The 17,382-nt window shown below is 69.1% G+C and carries 17 protein-coding genes; 4 read left to right on the top strand and 13 right to left on the bottom strand.

From position 1 onward, the window contains the following. Positions 1–3 precede the first annotated feature (3 nt). The 4 genes from AC5Y47_RS02085 to glmS are packed head-to-tail and all read right to left on the bottom strand — an operon-like array spanning position 4 to position 4,924. A complete protein-coding gene (locus AC5Y47_RS02085) occupies positions 4–1,419 on the bottom strand; it encodes an NAD(P)H-hydrate dehydratase (protein WP_499941524.1) in 1,416 nt (471 codons plus the stop codon). 29 nt (positions 1,420–1,448) lie between these two features. After that, positions 1,449–2,162, bottom strand: a complete 714-nt coding sequence (locus AC5Y47_RS02080) for a rhomboid-like protein (protein WP_499941522.1) — start codon at positions 2,160–2,162, stop codon at positions 1,449–1,451. A 19-nt stretch (positions 2,163–2,181) separates the two neighbouring features. After that, positions 2,182–3,042 (bottom strand): DUF4436 domain-containing protein, encoded by an 861-nt coding sequence (locus AC5Y47_RS02075; RefSeq protein WP_499941520.1) that lies wholly within the window; start codon positions 3,040–3,042, stop codon positions 2,182–2,184. A 16-nt stretch (positions 3,043–3,058) separates the two neighbouring features. Further along, the gene (gene glmS, locus AC5Y47_RS02070; protein WP_499941518.1) at positions 3,059–4,924 is read right to left on the bottom strand and encodes a glutamine--fructose-6-phosphate transaminase (isomerizing); all 1,866 of its coding nucleotides are present in this window, start codon (positions 4,922–4,924) and stop codon (positions 3,059–3,061) included. Positions 4,925–4,996: 72 nt separating this feature from the next. Between glmS and AC5Y47_RS02065 the strand changes: the two genes are divergently transcribed. The 4 genes from AC5Y47_RS02065 to AC5Y47_RS02050 are packed head-to-tail and all read left to right on the top strand — an operon-like array spanning position 4,997 to position 7,740. Next, a complete protein-coding gene (locus tag AC5Y47_RS02065; protein WP_499941878.1) occupies positions 4,997–5,473 on the top strand; it encodes a DUF2510 domain-containing protein in 477 nt (158 codons plus the stop codon). A 9-nt stretch (positions 5,474–5,482) separates the two neighbouring features. Further along, positions 5,483–6,322: a dienelactone hydrolase family protein gene (locus AC5Y47_RS02060; protein WP_499941516.1), complete on the top strand. Its 840-nt coding sequence runs from the start codon at positions 5,483–5,485 to the stop codon at positions 6,320–6,322. Further along, positions 6,319–6,672 (top strand): nuclear transport factor 2 family protein, encoded by a 354-nt coding sequence (locus AC5Y47_RS02055; protein ID WP_499941514.1) that lies wholly within the window; start codon positions 6,319–6,321, stop codon positions 6,670–6,672. The genes AC5Y47_RS02060 and AC5Y47_RS02055 overlap by 4 nt, the downstream gene beginning before the upstream one ends. 24 nt (positions 6,673–6,696) lie before the next feature. Further along, entirely contained in the window at positions 6,697–7,740 is a 1,044-nt protein-coding gene (locus tag AC5Y47_RS02050) for an LLM class F420-dependent oxidoreductase (RefSeq protein ID WP_499941512.1), read from the top strand. Positions 7,741–7,743: 3 nt separating this feature from the next. Here the strand turns inward: AC5Y47_RS02050 and AC5Y47_RS02045 are convergent, their stop codons facing one another. The 9 genes from AC5Y47_RS02045 to eccCb form a co-directional block, all read right to left on the bottom strand. Then, entirely contained in the window at positions 7,744–9,129 is a 1,386-nt protein-coding gene (locus AC5Y47_RS02045; protein WP_499941876.1) for a hypothetical protein, read from the bottom strand. 2 nt (positions 9,130–9,131) lie between these two features. Beyond that, positions 9,132–9,419 (bottom strand): type VII secretion target, encoded by a 288-nt coding sequence (locus AC5Y47_RS02040; protein WP_499941510.1) that lies wholly within the window; start codon positions 9,417–9,419, stop codon positions 9,132–9,134. Positions 9,420–9,463: 44 nt separating this feature from the next. Then, the gene (gene glmM / locus AC5Y47_RS02035) at positions 9,464–10,801 is read right to left on the bottom strand and encodes a phosphoglucosamine mutase (RefSeq protein ID WP_499941508.1); all 1,338 of its coding nucleotides are present in this window, start codon (positions 10,799–10,801) and stop codon (positions 9,464–9,466) included. Positions 10,802–10,931: 130 nt separating this feature from the next. After that, complete coding sequence (gene rpsI, locus AC5Y47_RS02030) at positions 10,932–11,396, bottom strand: 30S ribosomal protein S9 (RefSeq protein ID WP_499941506.1); 465 nt, start codon at positions 11,394–11,396, stop codon at positions 10,932–10,934. Continuing rightward, positions 11,393–11,836 carry a 50S ribosomal protein L13 gene (gene rplM, locus AC5Y47_RS02025; protein WP_499941504.1) on the bottom strand — a complete coding sequence of 148 codons (444 nt, stop codon included), beginning with the start codon at positions 11,834–11,836 and terminating at the stop codon, positions 11,393–11,395. Before rplM ends, rpsI begins: the two co-directional genes overlap by 4 nt. A gap of 170 nt (positions 11,837–12,006) precedes the next feature. Further along, positions 12,007–12,312, bottom strand: a complete 306-nt coding sequence (locus AC5Y47_RS02020; RefSeq protein WP_499941502.1) for a WXG100 family type VII secretion target — start codon at positions 12,310–12,312, stop codon at positions 12,007–12,009. Next, entirely contained in the window at positions 12,312–12,629 is a 318-nt protein-coding gene (locus AC5Y47_RS02015; RefSeq protein WP_499941500.1) for a WXG100 family type VII secretion target, read from the bottom strand. The genes AC5Y47_RS02020 and AC5Y47_RS02015 overlap by 1 nt, the downstream gene beginning before the upstream one ends. 54 nt (positions 12,630–12,683) lie before the next feature. Further along, entirely contained in the window at positions 12,684–13,892 is a 1,209-nt protein-coding gene (locus AC5Y47_RS02010) for a type VII secretion-associated protein (protein ID WP_499941498.1), read from the bottom strand. Beyond that, on the bottom strand, positions 13,889–17,305 hold the full coding sequence (gene eccCb, locus AC5Y47_RS02005) for a type VII secretion protein EccCb (protein ID WP_499941874.1): 3,417 nt from the start codon (positions 17,303–17,305) through the stop codon (positions 13,889–13,891). The genes AC5Y47_RS02010 and eccCb overlap by 4 nt, the downstream gene beginning before the upstream one ends. Positions 17,306–17,382 lie beyond the last annotated feature (77 nt).

Raw genomic sequence — 17,382 nt, 5'->3', positions numbered from 1 at the left:
TTGCTAGAGGGCGGCCAGGGCCGCCCGGATGTGACGCAGAATCCTTGAGGCCGACGTCGGTGTGTCGCCCGGGCCGGGGTCAGCCGCCGACAACGCCGCCGCCCGCACGTGCACGAACGCCGCCGTCGCGGCGGCCTCGCCGGGCGGCAGCCCCGACGCCAGCAGCGCGCCGATCATGCCCGACAGCACGTCACCCGATCCGGCGGTGGCCGCCCAGGACTCCCCGGCCGGATTGAGGTAGACCGGTCCACCGGGTTCGGCGATGACGGTGACGTTGCCCTTGAGCAGCACGGTGGCGCCGAACGCATCGGCCAATCTGCGCACCGCGCCCACCCGGTCCTCACCCGGCGGCGACCCGGCCAGCCGGGCGAATTCGCCGGCGTGCGGCGTCAGCACGGTCGGGGCCTTGCGGTCGGCCAGCAGGTCGGGGTGGGCGGCCAATATCGTCAGGCCGTCGGCGTCCACCAACACCGGCAGGTCGGTCTCCAGCGCGAACCACAGTGCGGCGGCACCACTTTCGTCGGTACCCAGACCCGGCCCGACCACCCATGCCTGCACCCGCCCGGCCGCCGCCGCGGTGGGTGAAGCGATGACTTCCGGCCACTGCGCGAGCACCTCGCGATGTGCGCTGCCGGCATAGCGGACCATGCCCGACGTCGCGGCGACCGCGGCGCCGGTGCACAGCACCGCGGCGCCGGGATAGGTCGAGGATCCGGCCAGCACGCCGGTGACGCCCTGGGTGTACTTGTCGTCGCGGGCACCCGGTACCGGCCAGCGCGCCAGGACGTCGTCGGCCTCCAATCCCAGGACATCGGTCTCGGGCAGGTCGAGCCCGATGTCGACGAGCTCGACGCGGCCGCAGTCGGCCAGCGCATGTACGGGTTTGAGGCCGCCGAAGGTCACGGTCAGCGCGGCCTGCACGGCCGGTCCGGTGATGGCCCCGGTGGATCCGTCGATGCCGCTGGGAATGTCGACGGCGACCACCGGGATGCCCTCGGCCGCGTCGAACACGTGTGCCGCGTTCGGCCGCAACGGACCCGAGCCGGAGATGCCCACCACCCCGTCGATGACGAGATCGGTCTCCGCGGAGACGGTTGCGACGACGCGGCCACCGGCCTTGCGGAAGGCCGCCAGCCCCTTGCGGTGGGTGCGTTCGGGGTTGAGCAGTATCGCGTCGGCGGCGGCGCCGCGACGGCGCAGAAAGGTCGCCGCCCAGAGGGCATCCCCGCCGTTGTCACCGGAGCCGACGACCGCGCACACCCGGCGCCCGGCCACCCCGCCGGTGCGGGTGCGCAGTTCGCCGAGGATCGCGGCGGCCAGACCGTAGGCGGCCCGTCGCATCAGCACACCGTCGGGCAGGCTGGCCAGCAGCGGCGCTTCGGCGTCGCGGATCGCGTCCGCTGAGTAGTAGTGCCGCATCTACCCGCCCACTCCTTCGGTCGCCGTATTCAGGTCGAGGCCTCCGGCGACCGGGGCCGGCGGAATCGCTCCCTGAGTTGCGCCGGATTCCACGGGGCGCGTTTGCGTTCCCGGGCCATCGGATAGAACGCGAGGCCGACCAGCAGCGCCGCGAAGTGGCCGATGGCGGTGAAGCTGAGTTCGATGCGGTCCATCAGCAGCACCGGAAAACCGAAGATGAGCAGCAGCACGCCGAGATAGCCCCACCGCCAGGGTCGGGCGATGCGATAGGTCAGGATGCCCATCACACCGACCAGAAAGTAGCTCACCCCGATGTCGTGGGCGCGCACCGAGCGCTGCGAGGCTTCGTTCAATCGGATCGCCAGATACAGCAGACCTTCGCTGAAATAGGTGGCCACGATGTGTGAGGTCAATCCCACCGTCAGCCAACGGAATTGGCCCAGCCAACGCTCGGCGGGCGCGAGGAAGATGCTGAACAAGATCAGATAGGGTTCCAGGCTCTTGCCGTCGATCCAGAACAGGCTGGAGAACAGCACGCCCAGCGGATCGGTGGCCAGGGCGTGGATGTTGGTGTAGCGGTGCAGCAGTATCGAATGCAGCTGATGGCCGGTGACCAGGTGTTGCACGATGGTCGTCACAGACAGCGCCACCAGCCAGCCGTAGGTCAGCGGTGCGCTGATCACGTAGTGCCAGACCGCGCGCACCAATGCCCGCAGCCGCACCGTCACCGATCGTTCCGCCACGGTTCAATCTTTCCACGCCTCAGCTGTTCGACCGCTCCGCAGGCAATTCGAAGTCCGGCGCCAGGTGACGCCACCAGCACGAGATGTACAGCACCATCGAGACCACCAACACGACGATCACCCAGAGGGTCACGGTGGCGTCGATCCAGGCGCCGAACGGCGGCGCATCGGGCAGCGCGTTGCGCAGCGGTATCACCGCGAACAGCATCGCCGCGAACCAGGTGGTCATCGGCGGCTGGAATCTGCGCCGGTCCCGCATGGTCTGGACGGCGACGAACAAGCCCACGCCGGCGATCGCGATCAACACACCGAGCAGTCCGACCGCGACCGCGATGGTGCTCGGTGACCGCTGCACCTCCACGCGATACGGCGCCGGGGTCGGACCGTTGCCGGGTTGAGCCACCGATACCTGCCAGCCCGGAAGCCGGTCGACGAACGTCGCCGTCGTCCGCTCCGGTGTCTGCGCGCCGCCGTGGAAGAGTTCGACCGAGACCGGCCCCGAGCGGTAACCGTCGAACGGCCAGTCCGACACGTCGCCGTTGATGTTCAGCGACGCCGGGAAGACACCGGGCAGGGTGCCTTTCGGCCACGTGTGCTTGGTGGGCGTGGTCGCGGATGTGACTGCGACACTGAGGTCTTCGGTGAGATTGCCCGTCGCCGGATCCAGCAAGCCGGGGTCGGGCGAAACGGTGACGTTGACCACCAGCGCGCTCTTGTAGGGCTGCACGGCCTCGATGTCGATGGTCACCGTGGTCCCCCCGCGCGCCGGCTGACCTTGGGAGACCGTGTGCGGTGGACCCATCCCGGTGAGGGCGTAGAGCACGATCAACCCGACGTAGGCGGCAACGAAGACGACGACTCCACCGATGGCCAGCCTCATGGCGCCTCCCCGACGACTATTCGACGGTCACCGATTTTGCCAGGTTTCGGGGCTTGTCTACGTCATAGCCACGCGCCTGCGCCACCGAGGCGGCGAACACCTGCAGCGGGATCGTCGACAATAATGGCTGCAAAAGCGTTGAGACGGAGGGGATTTCGATCAGGTGGTCGGCGTAGGGACGCACCGTCTCGTCGCCTTCCTCGGCGATCACGATGGTCACCGCCCCGCGGGCCTGGATCTCGCGGATGTTCGACAATAGCTTGGCGTGCAGCATGGCCGAGCCCTTCGGCGACGGCATCACCACGATGACCGGCAGGTCGTCTTCGATCAGCGCGATCGGGCCGTGCTTGAGCTCGCCGGCGGCGAACCCCTCGGCGTGCATGTAGGCCAGTTCCTTGAGTTTGAGCGCACCTTCCAGCGCGACCGGGTAGCCGACGTGGCGGCCCAGGAACAGCACCGTCGAGGATCGGGCGAACCGGTAGGCCAACTGGGCCACCGGCTCGGTGTCGGCAATCACCCGCTCCACCAGATCGGGCATCGCCTCCAGCTCGCGGTACTCGCGCTCGACCTCGTCGGGGTATTTCGTGCCGCGGGCCTGCGCCAGCGCCAGGCCGACCAGGTAGTTGGCGGCCACCTGCGCCAGGAAGGTCTTGGTCGACGCGACCCCGATCTCCGGGCCGGCGCGGGTGTAGAGCACCGCGTCGCATTCACGCGGGATCTGCGAGCCGTTGGTGTTGCAGACCGCCAGCACCTTGGCTTTCTGCTCCTTGGCGTGCCGGACGGCTTCGAGCGTGTCGGCGGTCTCGCCGGACTGCGAGATCGCGACCACCAGCGTGCTGCGGTCCAAAACCGGGTCCCGGTAACGGAATTCGCTGGCCAACTCCACCTCGACCGGCAACCTCGTCCAGTGCTCGATCGCGTATTTGGCCAGCAGCCCGGAGTGGTACGCGGTGCCGCAGGCGACCACGAACACCTTGTCGATCTCGCGCAGCTCCTGGTCGGAAAGCCGCTGTTCGTCGAGCACGATCCGGTTGTCCACGAAATGCCCCAGCAGCGTGTCGGCGACCGCGGTGGGCTGCTCGGCGATCTCTTTGAGCATGAAGTACTCGTAGCCACCCTTTTCGGCGGCGGCCAGGTCCCAGTCGATATGGAATTCCCGGTACTCCACGTCCTTATTGCCGTGAAAATCGGTGATCTGGTAACCGTCGGCGGTGATGACCACGGCCTGGTCCTGGCCCAGTTCGACGGCTTGGCGGGTGTGTTCGATGAACGCCGCCACGTCCGACCCGACGAACATCTCGCCGTCGCCGATGCCCACTACCAGCGGGGTGGAGCGGCGCGCGGCGACGATGGTCCCGGGGTCGTCGGCGTTGGCGAACACCAGGGTGAAGTGGCCCTCAAGGCGTTGCAGCACCGACAGCACCGAGGCGACGAAATCACCCGCCGTCGCACCGTGGTGGAAGGCGTGCGCCACCAGGTGCACCGCCACCTCGGAGTCGGTGTCGCTGGCGAACTCGACACCTTGCGCCTCCAGTTCGTGGCGCAGCGAGGCGAAGTTCTCGATGATGCCGTTGTGGACGACGGCGATGCGGCCCGCGGCGTCGCGGTGCGGGTGCGCGTTGCGGTCGGTGGGACGGCCATGGGTGGCCCATCGGGTGTGCCCCAGGCCAGCGGTGCCGGCCAGGTCGGCCGGCGTCATCTCGGCGATCGCGGCTTCCAGATTGGCCAGCTGACCAGCCCGGCGACGAACGGTAAGCCTGCCCGTCCCGTCCACGAGCGCGACACCCGACGAGTCGTAGCCGCGGTACTCCATCCGGCGCAGTGCGTTCATCACGACATCGCAGGCAGGACGCTGCCCGACGTAGCCGACGATTCCGCACATTCTGAACAGGGTAGTGCAGGGGTTGCCGCACGGCCGCCCGCACGCAGCTGACCAGGGCCGATTTCGCCGGGGATTTATGGCCCGGGGCGACGGTATCGTTTGAACCCCGTACTGCGCGAAAGGTTCGTGTTGTCCCACCCGTCTCAGCAACTGACGCCGAATCCTGCTTACCAATCGGGAGATCTTTTCCAGCTACGGCTGGTCGAGCACATCGGTGCGCTGATCTTCTGGCAGCAGCGCAGCTACGTGTTCACCGGGACGCTCGAGCAGTGTGAGGCCGCCTATCGCCGCGCCCAGACCCAGAACCTGCTGGCGGGTTGGTGGAGCATCGCTTCGCTGCTGCTGTTCAACTGGATCGCGCTGTTTTCCAACCTGAGCGCGATGCGCCGGGTGCGAGCCATGGCGCGAGGTGAGATTGCCCACTCTCAGCCCGTCGTTCCGGCAGCCACACCGCCGGGCTGGTATCCCGACCCGTCCGGACAGGCCGGACAGCGTTATTGGGACGGCGCAGCCTGGACCCACTGGACCCATCCGCCGGCGCACCGCTAACGTCGACGGGTGGCCCGCACCCGCAAGCTCTTCGCCGCCCTCCGTCGCCGAGGTCCGCACCACGTTTTGCGGGGTGACCTGGCCTTTGCCGGACTGCCGGGGGTGGTGTACACCCCGGAGTCCGGGCTGAACCTGCCCGCCATCGCCTTCGGCCATGACTGGATCACCGGCAGTGCCAACTACGCGGGTCTGCTGGAGCATCTGGCGTCGTGGGGCATCGTGGCCGGCGCGCCGGACACCCAGCGCGGGGTGGCGCCGTCGGTGCTGAACCTCGCGTTCGATCTGGGCGTCGCCCTCGACATCGTGGCGGGCGTGCGGCTCGGGCCCGGCAAGATCAGCGTGCACCCCACCAAGCTCGGCGTGGTCGGCCACGGGTTCGGTGGGTCGGCGGCGGTGTTCGCCGCGGCCGGAATGCCGGACAAACCCGCCGCGGTGGCGGCGCTCTTCCCCTCGGTGACAGCGCCCCCCGCCGAGCAGCCGGCGGCGACGCTCGACGTGCCGGGTCTGATTCTGACCGCGCCGGGCGACTCCACGACGCTGAACTCCAATGCGCTGGGGTTGTCCCGGACGTGGGACAAGGCGACATTGCGCATCGTCAGCAAAGCCGACCCCGGCGGTGTGGTGGAGGGCCGGCGCCTGGCGAAGGCGGTCGGCCTGGCCGGGTCGGACCGCAAGACGCAGCGCACGGTGCGCGCGCTGTTGACCGGCTATCTGCTCTACACCCTGGCCGGGGACAAGACCTACCGCGACTTCGCCGACCCCGACGTGGCGCTGCCCAAGACCGATTCGCCGGACCCCGACGCCGAACCGGTGACGGCCGAAGAGAAGATCGCGGCGCTGCTGAAATGAGCTCCGTGCCCAACGCGCTTTACCGGCGGTGGATCACCGAGCTGTGGGCCGGCCGGCCGATCGCCGGCGAGATCGTCACCGACGACTTCGTCGGCCACTGGCCCGACCGCGACGTCCACGGACCGGCCGAGTTGCAGCAGATCATCGAAGAAACCCGAAACATGTTGCAGGATCTGACCTTTTCCGTGGTGCTGGGTCCCTTTCAGGACGGGGATCTGGTTGCGGGCCGCTGGGTGGGCTCCGGGCGCGGCCCGGACGGGCCGGTCGAGTTCACCGGTAATGACATCCTGCGGCTCGCCGCAGACGGGCAGCGCTTCGCCGAATACTGGACGGGTACGTCGTCGGGCTGAGCCGGGCAGTGGTAAGCATCGAGGATGCGAATCGGAGTCGCGCTGGACTACACGGGCGGATTTCACGACAGCGTCGACCGGGTCGTCGAACTCGAGAAAGCCGGCATCGACATCGCGATGGTCGCCGAGGCGTATTCCTTCGACGCCATCAGCCAGCTTGGGTATCTGGCCGCCAAGACGAACACCGTCGAACTGGCGTCGGGGGTGTTGCCCATTTTCATCCGTACCCCCACGCTGCTGGCGATGACGGCGGCGGGCCTGGACTACGTTTCCGACGGCCGGTTCCACCTCGGCATCGGCACCTCCGGACCCCAGGTGATCGAGGGATTCCACGGGGTGGAGTTCGACGCACCGTTGGGCCGGACCCGCGAGGTTGTGGAGATCTGCCGACAGGTGTGGCGCCGCGAACGAGTGCAGCATGACGGCAAGCACTACCAGATCCCGCTGCCGGCCGACCGCGGGACGGGGTTGGGCAAGGCGCTACATCTGATCAATCATCCTGTGCGCGAACGTATTCCGATATCCATCGCAGCTCTGGGTCCCAAGAACGTCGAACTCACCGCCGAGATCGCCGACGGCTGGCAGCCGGTGTTCTTCTATCCGGACAAAGCCGGGACGGTCTGGGGTGAGGCGCTGTCGGCGGGGGCCGCTAAGCGTGATCCGGGCTTGGGTCCGCTGGACGTGATGGTCAGTACCTCACTGGCGATCGGCGACGACGTCGACGACCGACTCGCGTGGACCAAACCGCAGCTGGCCCTCTACATCGGCGGCATGGGAGCCAAAGGCCGCAACTTCTACCACAACCTGGCCACGCGATACGGGTTCGGCGACGTCGCGGACCGGATCCAAGAGCTGTACCTGGCCGGCCGCAAGCGGGAGGCCATCGACGCGGTGCCCGACGAACTCGTCCGCGGGATTTCGCTGATCGGCCCACGTGGTTTCATCGCCGAGCGACTGGCTGTCTTCGCCGATGCCGGGGTGACCACCTTGCTGGTGCGCCCGGTGACCGCCGACGCGGACGAAGCATTGCGTTTCGTCGGGGAACTGTTGCAGTTGCGTCCATCCTGACCGTCACTGGCCGGCCTGCGGAAGTTCGTTCGCGGCGATTTCGCAGGGAGTCGAACCTGGCGGTGGTGACGCCGGCGGGTTCGCCGGGGGCGCGGCGACCGGCGGCGCACCACTCGACGGCGCACCACCCGACGGCGCTGCGACCGGCGGCGCACCCGACGGCGCGGCGACCGGCGGGGCGGTCGTCGCGGCATCAGCGAGCGGCGGGTTGCCGGCCGCCGGTGAGTTGCCGGCCGGCGCGGCACCGTCGGCGGATCGCGGCATCTTCGGATCTGCCATCTCGTCTCGATCGTGCTTGCGGTGCGCCTCGTCGAACCGGTCCTCGAGATCAGCCGAGCCGGCGTGCGTCGGGGAGTCGCCGAGTTGCTCGCCTGCCGATCCCAGCAGGCCGCCCATCTCCTGAATGATCCGGCTGGCGAGGGCACCGAGCGTGCCCAGACCGCCACCGCCACCGAACGCGCCGCCGCCCGGGAGACCGCCGCCCAGACCGGCGCCGCCGCTCCCCAGACCGGTGGTGCCGCTGGAGAGCCCGGCCGCATTTCCCGGCGCCGGTCCCCAATCAGGTTGCCCGACAGGAGGATTCGACAACAAGGGCGCGGCCGCCGCCGGCGCGTTCCCACCGGCCGTCGCGGCCCGGAACGGGGCCATCGAGGCAGCGGCCAGCGGCGCGCTCGGCGGGACCGCGCCCCGCGATGGGACTGCCGGGCCGAGATCCTCGGGAACCTCGAACTGGGTCGGCGCCGCGGCGGCCAACCGGTCGGTGGTCGTGTCGTAGGACGCGGCCACAGCGGCGCGCGTCGCCCGCATTGCCGCCAACCAGTCAGTGCCGATCACGTCGGCCACGTAGGGCGCCACCTGTTGTTCGACCACCTCCCGGGCCGTCGGCTCGCCGGCCGTGAGCGCCGTGGCCGCGGCCAGCCACGCGGGCCGCTGCGCCAGCGCGCGGTCGTCGATCCCGATGGCCGTGGCGACCTTGGCGTCCACCAGCTGCCACAGGTGGTCCCGCAGCGACTCGCACCGCTGGGCCGCGGCGCGGACTTCGGCGACGACCGCGGTGGCAGTGTCGCAGTGACGTTGCACGAAGTCGACCGCCGCGTCGGCACCCGGGCCCGCCCATACCGTCGGCAGCGCCGCCAACTGGGCGCGTTGCAGCCGCAGCGCCTCGGTGAGCAGGTTCTCCGCGGCACGTAGCTGTGCGCAGTCGGCGTCCAGCGCGTGCAGGTCGAGCCCGTCCTCGCCGTCGTACCAGTCGCGGACCTGGGTGGTGTGCGCGGTCAAGTCCGGATGCTGGTAACCGACCAATTGGCTGGCGCGCACATAGCTTTGCGTGTGTTGGACCGCGGGCAGACCTTCGGCGAGGCGCCCGGCGACGTCGAGCCGGTCGGCCATGGTCACCCGATCTGCGCCGCGGCGTACCGGTCGGCATCGGCGTACCGCTCGGCCCCGCGACGCAGGGCGACGGCGATCTCCGAAGCTGCCCGCGACCACTGCGACAGCTGCGTGGCCAGCCGGTCCAGCCCGGCCCGCAACGCGTCACCACGCGCCGCATGGTCCCGGCCGGCGTGCATACCGTCGAATGCCAACCGCGACAAATGGTTTCGCACCGCGTCGTCGAGGAGTTCGACCGCGTCGGTGAATCGGTCCGCGACGCCACGAACCTCGGCACTATCAAGTCTCATACCTGATTCGACGCCGTCACCGGCGCCGCGGTTCCGCCCGGATTTCAGCGTGCGGAGCTGACCGCCTCGGCCACACTGGTGGCCAGCCGCTGGGCGATTTCCTCGTCGGCCGCCTCCACCATCACGCGGATCATGGGCTCGGTTCCCGAGGGGCGCAACAGGATTCGGCCGGTGTCGCCGAGTTCGGCCTCGGCTTGCCGCACCGCGGTCTGCACCGACGGCGCCACCGCGGCCGTGGCCTTGTCGGCGACCTCGACGTTGACCAGCACCTGCGGCAGCGTCTGCATCGCCGAGGCCAGGGCGGCCAGTGACGAGCCGGTCTGCACCATGCGGGTCATCAGTCGCAGCCCGGTGACGATGCCGTCGCCGGTGGAGCCCAGTGCGGGCATCACGATGTGGCCGGACTGCTCGCCGCCCAGGCTGTAGTCGCCGGCCCGCAGTTCTTCCAGCACGTAGCGGTCACCGACGCCGGTGGTGCGCACCGTCACGCCGGCCTCCCGCATCGCCAGATGCAGTCCGAGGTTGCTCATCACCGTCGCCACCAACGTGTCGGAGGCCAGTTCGCCGGCGTCCTTCATGGCCAGGGCCAGCACCACCATGATGGTGTCGCCGTCGACGAGTTCACCGCTGGCGTCCACGGCCAGGCAGCGGTCGGCGTCGCCGTCGTGCGCCAATCCGAGGTCGGCGCCGTGTGCGGTGACGGCCGCCCGCAGCGCTTCCAAGTGGGTGGACCCGCAGCGGTCGTTGATGTTCAGGCCGTCGGGGTCGGCGTTGATCGCGATGACGCGCGCGCCGGCCGACCGGTAGGCGCTGGGCGCGGCCGCGGCGGCGGCGCCGTGCGCGCAGTCGACCACGACGGTCAGACCGTCGAGCCGGCTGGTGCTGGCCTTGCCCACGTGGCGCAGGTAGCGGTCGGCGGCGTCCTCGGCGTCGATGACCCGGCCGATCCCGGCGCCGACCGGCCGCAGCCCGGGTCCAGCGGCGACCAGGTCCTCGATCTGGTCCTCGGTGTCGTCGTCGAGCTTGTGGCCGCCGGGGCCGAAGATCTTGATGCCGTTGTCGGGCATCGGGTTGTGCGAGGCGGAGATCATCACGCCGAAGTCGGCGTCGTAAGCGCCGGTCAGGTAGGCCACCGCGGGAGTCGGGAGTACCCCGACCCGTAGCGCATCGACGCCCTCGCTGGTCACCCCGGCGATGACGGCGGCTTCGAGCATCTCGCCGCTGGCCCGCGGATCGCGTCCGATCACGGCGACGCGCCGGCCCGAACCCGACGAACTGGTCAGGTGCCGCGCCGCGGCGGCGCCCAGTGCCAGCGCCAGTTCGGCGGTGAGCTCGCGATTGGCCACCCCGCGGACGCCGTCAGTGCCGAATAGTCGACCCATGCGGTCAAACCTCTCACAGTTGGCTCACAGATAGCGAATGTGCACGGAACCACTGTTGGCTGCGAGCGGGCGTCCGCCATCAGCGACACGCCGAGCGGCACCCGCTCGCAGCCCAAAAAGTGATTTCCGATCAGCGCTTGCTGTACTGCGGCGCCTTGCGGGCCTTCTTCAGTCCGTACTTCTTGCGCTCGGTGGCACGCGGGTCACGGGTGAGGAAGCCGGCCTTCTTCAGCGCCGGCCGGTCCTCGGGCGTGGCCAGGATCAGCGCGCGGGCAATGCCCAACCGCAGCGCGCCGGCCTGACCCGACGGGCCCCCGCCGTGCAGCAGCGCGTAGATGTCGTAGCTGTCCACCCGCTCCACGGTGACCAGCGGCGCCTTGATGAGCTGCTGGTGCACCTTGTTGGGGAAGTAGTCCTCCAGGCTGCGGCCGTTGAGGTCGAACTTCCCGGTCCCGGGCACCAGGCGCACCCGCACCACGGCCTCCTTGCGGCGGCCGACGGTCTGGATGGGACGTTCGAACACGAACGAATCGGCGACCGGCGCGATGTCGGCCGCGGTCTCGGTGACCTCGGTGGTCTCCACAGTCTCGGTCATTGCGCCACCTGCTTGATCTCGTACGGAAGGGGCTGCTGGGCGGTGTGCGGATGCTCCGGGCCGGCGTAAACGCGCAGCTTCCTCTGGACCTGGCGGCTCAGCTTGTTCTTGGGCAGCATGCCGACGATCGCCTTCTCCACCACGCGGTCGGGGTGCTTCTGCAGCAGCTCACCGATGCTCCGCTTGCGTAGACCGCCGGGATACCCCGAGTGGCGGTAGGCCATCTTGCTCTGCAGTTTGTCGCCGCTGAGGGCGACCTTCTCGGCGTTGATGACGATGACGAAGTCACCGCCGTCGACGTTGGGCGCGAACGTCGGCTTGTGCTTGCCGCGCAGCAGATTGGCAGCTGCGACGGCAAGGCGGCCAAGCACCACGTCCGTGGCGTCGATGACGTACCACGACCTCGTGGTGTCACCCGCCTTGGGCGCGTATGTGGGCACAGCGCTTACCACTCTTTCTCTTCGAGCCGATTTCTCGGCTAGGGATCCCGGTGCGACCGGGGGCCGGTCAGGCGTGTGCGGTGGGTTTGGTCTCGGCGACCGACATTGACCCGAGGACCCTGCATACCCGCACGCCAACGGTGCAGCTTACCGATGCGTATCCCCGCAGGTCAAAAGCGCCCCCAGCGGCCGGCTGTCCGGCGGTCCGCGGTTGCCACCTCATCGGCGCCGTCCCGGACCGCGTTTCCCAACTCGACCAGGATCTGGTTGAGCGCGGTGGCGGCCTGGTGCCACTTGAGTTGTTCGACCTGGTAGGCGGCCGCCGCCTCCCGGGTCCACAGCTGCTGCAGCGGCGCGATCTGCGACCTGAGCTCCTCCAGCGCGGCGTTGAGACGCGTCGAGGTGGTGTGGATCTCCTGTCGGACCGCGTGTTCGATCGCCGGGAAATTGTAGGCCAGCACCGACTCCCCGGCCATCACAGATTGCCCCCCGTCGCAGCGATGCGCTCGGCATGGTGCTGACCCGCTTCCCGCAGTGCGGCCTCGCTGTACCGGATGGTTTCGGCGATCTCGTGCAACACGCGGTAAAGCCGGGTCGACTCGGCGTTCCAGCGCTCCACCACGTCTTTGAACCGCGCGGCGGCAAACCCTCCCCAGGTCGACGCGGGCACACTGCCTACCCGCCCGATGAAGGCGTGCAGCATGGACCGGATTTCCTCATTGCGGGCATCGGTGGTGGCCGCGACCGAGCGCATCAGCTCGAAGTCGGTGTTGAGTGTGTTGGCATCCGTCACTCGCTTCTCCTTTCGCTATGAGGTTCGACCCCGGCCGGACCGGTTCGGTTCCAATCAGTCAACGGCGTGCGCCGACCGCACCGCTTGCTCGCAGGCATCGCGGACCGTCTCCGGGGTGGCGGTGTGGCTCTGACATCCGATGCTGATCCGCACCGGCCCGTCGACCAGCACCGTCCACCGCACGTCGTGACCGGCTCGGACCTCGCGATAGGTCACCGCCGCCCGCCCGGCGGTGCTGCCGGCGGGATCGAAGTCGACGAATACGCCCACCGGCTCGGCGTCGATCGCTCGTCTCAATCGCTCGGCAGCACCGCTCAGGGTCTCGCCGGGTGTCGGCGTCTGCGTGACGTGCAGTGCCACCTCGGGATCTGTCGGCGAGGTGACCTGGACGCGCGCCGAACCGGGTCCGGAGACCACCCGCTGCGCGACCCAATCCGCGGGGATCGTGACCGCCACCCTCCCCTCGACCAGCACTCTCGTCGGCTCCGAGCGGGCGACGGGCACCGGACGCGGCTTCTCGGCCACCAACGGCGGCACCGCGAAACCCAACCCCGTCACCGCCGCGACCGCGAGCGCGACCCGCGCGGTCGTCCGGACCCGCGGCCCCCGGACGACCGCCGTCGCCGGCGCAACGTCTAACGCGCCGGCCACCGCGGCCAGTCGCGCCAACCGCGCGTCGCCGATCACCGTCACCGACTGCTCGGGGCACCTGCGCCGGACTGCCTCGGCGATCGCCCCGGCGAGCTGCGCTAACCCCGGGACCGGGCCGGCGGCATCGATCAGCACCGGCTCGGTGCCGGCCAGCGACGCGACGGCGCGGGCGACGTCGTCGGCGACGGCACCGGGTTCCCCCAGGCGCGGCACCGCGACGGTCTCGGGGCCCGCCACCGCCACCAACCCGTCGGCGATCTCCACCGCGACCGCCCCGGTCTGGTCTCCGACCGCGGTCGCGAGCAGCCACGACCGCGGTCGGACCTCGACGCTGCCAACCGACGTCGCCGCGGCGGTCACCACGGCTACTCGCGCCACCGACCACCACGACGGATGCACGACGATCGCACCGTCGTCGTGTCCGTCGGTAAGCCTCCGCAATACGGTGGACCACAACACGTCGACGGGTACCGGCTCCTCGTCCAACAATGCCACTGGGTCGTCGATCGCTTCGCACGCAACCACGGCCGCATCACCTATACCGACTGCGGCACAACACAATCGACGAGCAACGCACGGGCCCGCGGCGATGACGACACGGTGGGCTCTCATCCGGGTGGACTCCACGCAACCTGAATCAGCTGCTCGACGCCGGGACGGGTGACGAGCGTCCCGCGACCCGGCGGCAACGGAATCGGCGGACTCGTCCCGAGCAACGGGCCGTCGTCGGGACGCCCACTCATCATCAACTCCATACCGCCCAGGTCGCGCAGTCCGGCCAGCAGCGGCTCGAACAGGGCGCGGGCGGCGCCGCCGCTGCGCCGCGCCACGATGACGTGCAGCCCGAGATCCGTTGCGAATGGCAGATATTCGAGCAACTCCAGCAACGGGTTTCCGCTGCCGATGCTCGCGACCAGGTCGTAGTCGTCGACGACGAGGTAGAGGTCCGGTCCGGTCCACCAGGACCTGGTGCGCAGTTGCGCCTGGCTGACGTCCGCGCCCGGCATCCGCGCACGCAGTATCCCGATCAAAGCCGGCAGCGCCGCACTCAGCGAGGCGGGTGACATGGCATAGCCGCCAAGGTGTTCGGACTCGACGACGCCGAGCAGGGTACGCCGGAAGTCGACCACGAACAGCCTGGCCTGCTCGACAGTGTTGGTCCGGACGATCTCCCGGCACAACACCCGCAGTGCCGCGGTCTTTCCACAGCCGTTGTCCCCCAGGATCAGCAAATGCCCGCGGGACTCGAATTCGGCTGTGACCGGCGATAATCCATCTTCCCCGATACCCAGCACGGCGCCACTGGGACAATCCGCCACGAGCACCAGATGATCCACCTCGTCGGGCAGCAGCGGAATCGGAGGCGCCCCGAATGCCCCGGCTCGCAACGCGATGCCGTCCAGCTCGGGCTTCGCGATCATCATCTGCAGACCGTCCCGGGACAGGCCACGGCCGGGTCGGTCGGTGGGCACGTGCCGGGCCCGCGCCCGATCCAGTTCGGAGTCCGCGGGGTCGCCGAGCCGAAGCTCGATCCGGGTGCCGATCTGGTCCTTGAGCGCCGGCCGGATCTCCGGCCAGCGCGACGCCGACAACACGACGTGGACACCGGAGGAAAGTCCTTGGTTGGCAATCGCGGTGATCGTCTCTTCGATCCCCGCGAACTCATGGCACAGGGCGGCCCATCCGTCGATGACGAGGAAGACATCGGCGGACGGTTCGACGGTCGATTCGCGACAACCGTGGTCGGCCTCGCGGCTCCTGGACGTCGATTTCATCTCGGCGACCATCCGCCAGAACAGATCCGGGGTGCTGCGGTCGGCCACGTCCCCAACGTGTGCCAGGTCGCGCAGGGACGAAAGCACGCCGCCACCGAAATCCAGGCAGTAGAACTGCACCTGCCCCGGATCGTGGGTCGCGGCCAGCGCGGTGACCAACGTGCACAGCGCGGTCGACTTACCCGATCGTGGTGCTCCGACGACGGCGACATTGCCTGCGGCGCCGGACAGATCGACGACGAGCGGGCTGCGGGACTGCTCGTACGGACGGTCCACAATCCCGATCGGGACGGCTAATCGTGTTGGGGGATGGTCGGATAACAGCGCCCCGAGGTTCGGTGCTTCGTCCATCGGCGGCAGCCACACCCGATGTGCCGGTGGCCCGTGGCCGGCCAACCGGTCCAATACGGTGTGCATGACCGACACACCGATGGACCCGGCGGGGCGCAACGCCTGGTCGGTGGCGGAGGTGAAGCGGCGCACCCGTGGCGGCGGCGCAGGTGGCTCGATTCGAAGCGGACCAGAAACGTATGCAGCCTGGAAGCGGATCGGTTCCCCGCTGGAGGTCCGCAGGAAACCGGCGCCGGGTGTGCCCGGCAGCTCGTAGGCGTCGAGAGTACCGAGCACGGTGCGTGATTCACTGGCGGACAACGTCTTCAGGCAGATGCGGTAGGACAGGTGCGCTTCCAGACCTCGCAACCTTCCCTCGTCGAGTCGTTGACTGGCCAGCAACAGGTGCATTCCCAGCGAGCGGCCGAGTCGCCCGATCGCGACGAAAGTGTCCACAAAGTCCGGATGTTGACTGAGCAGTTCGGAGAACTCGTCGACGATGACGAACAAAGCGGGCAACGCAGCCGATCCGGGGCCCCGCGCTTGGTTGTAAGTCGCCACACTGACCGCGCGAGCCTGCCGCAGCAGTTGTTGACGACGGTTGATCTCGCCTGCCAGCGCGTCGTGCATCCTGGCCACCAGCGGTGCTTCGTCGGCCAGATTGGTGACCACCGCCGCCACGTGCGGCGCGCGGGCGAAGTCGAGAAACGTTGCGCCCCCTTTGAAGTCGATCAGCAGCAGGTTGAGCGCCTCGGGCGAGTTGCGCGCCATCATGCCCAACGCCACGGTGCGCAGCAGTTCCGACTTTCCCGAACCAGTGGCTCCCACACACAGGCCGTGTGGACCCATGCCCTGTTCCGCGGCCTCTTTGATGTCCAGCTGCACGGGTTGACCGGAAGCGGTGGTGCCAATCGGGACCCTCAACATGGCTCCTCGACTGACGTTGCACCACAACAGGTTCGGATCCAGGCTGCGGACGTCACCGATCCCCAGCATGCCGGCCCAACCCTCGTCGCCCTTCGGTGCCGATCCCCCGTACGCCGCCAGAAGACGCGCACACGCCGACGCGTCAGCCTCTTCCAGATGATCCGGCGACTCGGGCACGTCGACCCCGTCACAATGACGCACCCGCACCGACGGTGCGTCACTGCCCACTTCCAGGACGGTGACGCCGGCAGGCGCGGCTTCGGCGGGACGGCGGGAATCGACGACGAGCACCCGGCGCGTGGACACGCCGTCGGCGACATGCCGGTTGTGCGGCAACCACTTCAACCATTCCCAGTGCCGCTGGTCGCCGGCAACCGCGGTGATCGACAGTTGCTCAGGCGAATGCGCCACGGCCAGCTGGCAGATGAGCGCGCGGAGCAGACCGCGTACGAGGGCCGGCTCACCGTCGACCGTCACTACGCCGTCCACTCGGATCACGATGGGCGCCTCGATGGTCGAATGACTGTGCAGAAACCGTTGCTGCGCAGCGACGCTGAGCGGATCGCACCCTTGCGGGTTCTGCCCGGCTATCAGTCGGGCGGCCAGCGGCACGGGCCCGATCCCGACCCGCGCCCGGCAGAAGTCCGGATCGCCACGCTGCCGCGCCCACATGCGCGGGCCCCCGACCAGAGTCCACAGCATCTGCGGATCGGGGAACGCGGCGAGTGAATTGTGCTGCGCGGCGGCAACTTCGGTGACCTCGGCGCGCAGCCCGCTCAAGTATCCGAAGTAGTGGGTCCGGTCGGCGTTGACCGCGGCGGATCGCCTGCGGCCACGGCCGGTGACCGCCGTCACCAGCAACGAGACGGACATCATCGCCGGAAGCGCGACGAAGCTGGGGTTGTGCGCCGCGGGTGCTCCGCGAAAGAAGGCCGTCGCTGTGACGGCCAGCATCCCGACCGACATGACGACCGGAAGCAGCACCGCCAGCATGCTCGACGACGCCGGGCGCGGCACCTCCGGCGGGCCGGCGACTTCGATGACGGCGGTCACGGTCAGCGACGTTAAGC

The sequence above is a fragment of the Mycobacterium sp. NGS22 genome (genome assembly GCF_059813095.1).
The sequence above is the reverse complement of the archived record's forward strand: the minus strand, read 5'-3'. Positions and strand labels throughout refer to the sequence as shown.

Bases quoted from the DNA above. Each gene is read 5' to 3' on its own strand.
- AC5Y47_RS02020 (WP_499941502.1), bottom strand. From the start codon at position 12,312: ATGGCCGGGGAGTCGGTGCTGGCCTACAATTTCCCGGCGATCGAACAC.
- AC5Y47_RS02010 (WP_499941498.1), bottom strand. From the start codon at position 13,892: ATGAGAGCCCACCGTGTCGTCATCGCCGCGGGCCCGTGCGTTGCTCGT.
- AC5Y47_RS02055 (WP_499941514.1), top strand. From the start codon at position 6,319: ATGAGCTCCGTGCCCAACGCGCTTTACCGGCGGTGGATCACCGAGCTG.
- AC5Y47_RS02050 (WP_499941512.1), top strand. From the start codon at position 6,697: ATGCGAATCGGAGTCGCGCTGGACTACACGGGCGGATTTCACGACAGC.
- AC5Y47_RS02075 (WP_499941520.1), bottom strand. From the start codon at position 3,042: ATGAGGCTGGCCATCGGTGGAGTCGTCGTCTTCGTTGCCGCCTACGTC.
- rpsI (WP_499941506.1), bottom strand. From the start codon at position 11,396: ATGACCGAGACTGTGGAGACCACCGAGGTCACCGAGACCGCGGCCGAC.
- glmM (WP_499941508.1), bottom strand. From the start codon at position 10,801: ATGGGTCGACTATTCGGCACTGACGGCGTCCGCGGGGTGGCCAATCGC.
- eccCb (WP_499941874.1), bottom strand. From the start codon at position 17,305: ATGCTGGCGGTGCTGCTTCCGGTCGTCATGTCGGTCGGGATGCTGGCC.
- AC5Y47_RS02040 (WP_499941510.1), bottom strand. From the start codon at position 9,419: ATGAGACTTGATAGTGCCGAGGTTCGTGGCGTCGCGGACCGATTCACC.
- glmS (WP_499941518.1), bottom strand. From the start codon at position 4,924: ATGTGCGGAATCGTCGGCTACGTCGGGCAGCGTCCTGCCTGCGATGTC.
- AC5Y47_RS02045 (WP_499941876.1), bottom strand. From the start codon at position 9,129: ATGGCCGACCGGCTCGACGTCGCCGGGCGCCTCGCCGAAGGTCTGCCC.
- AC5Y47_RS02085 (WP_499941524.1), bottom strand. From the start codon at position 1,419: ATGCGGCACTACTACTCAGCGGACGCGATCCGCGACGCCGAAGCGCCG.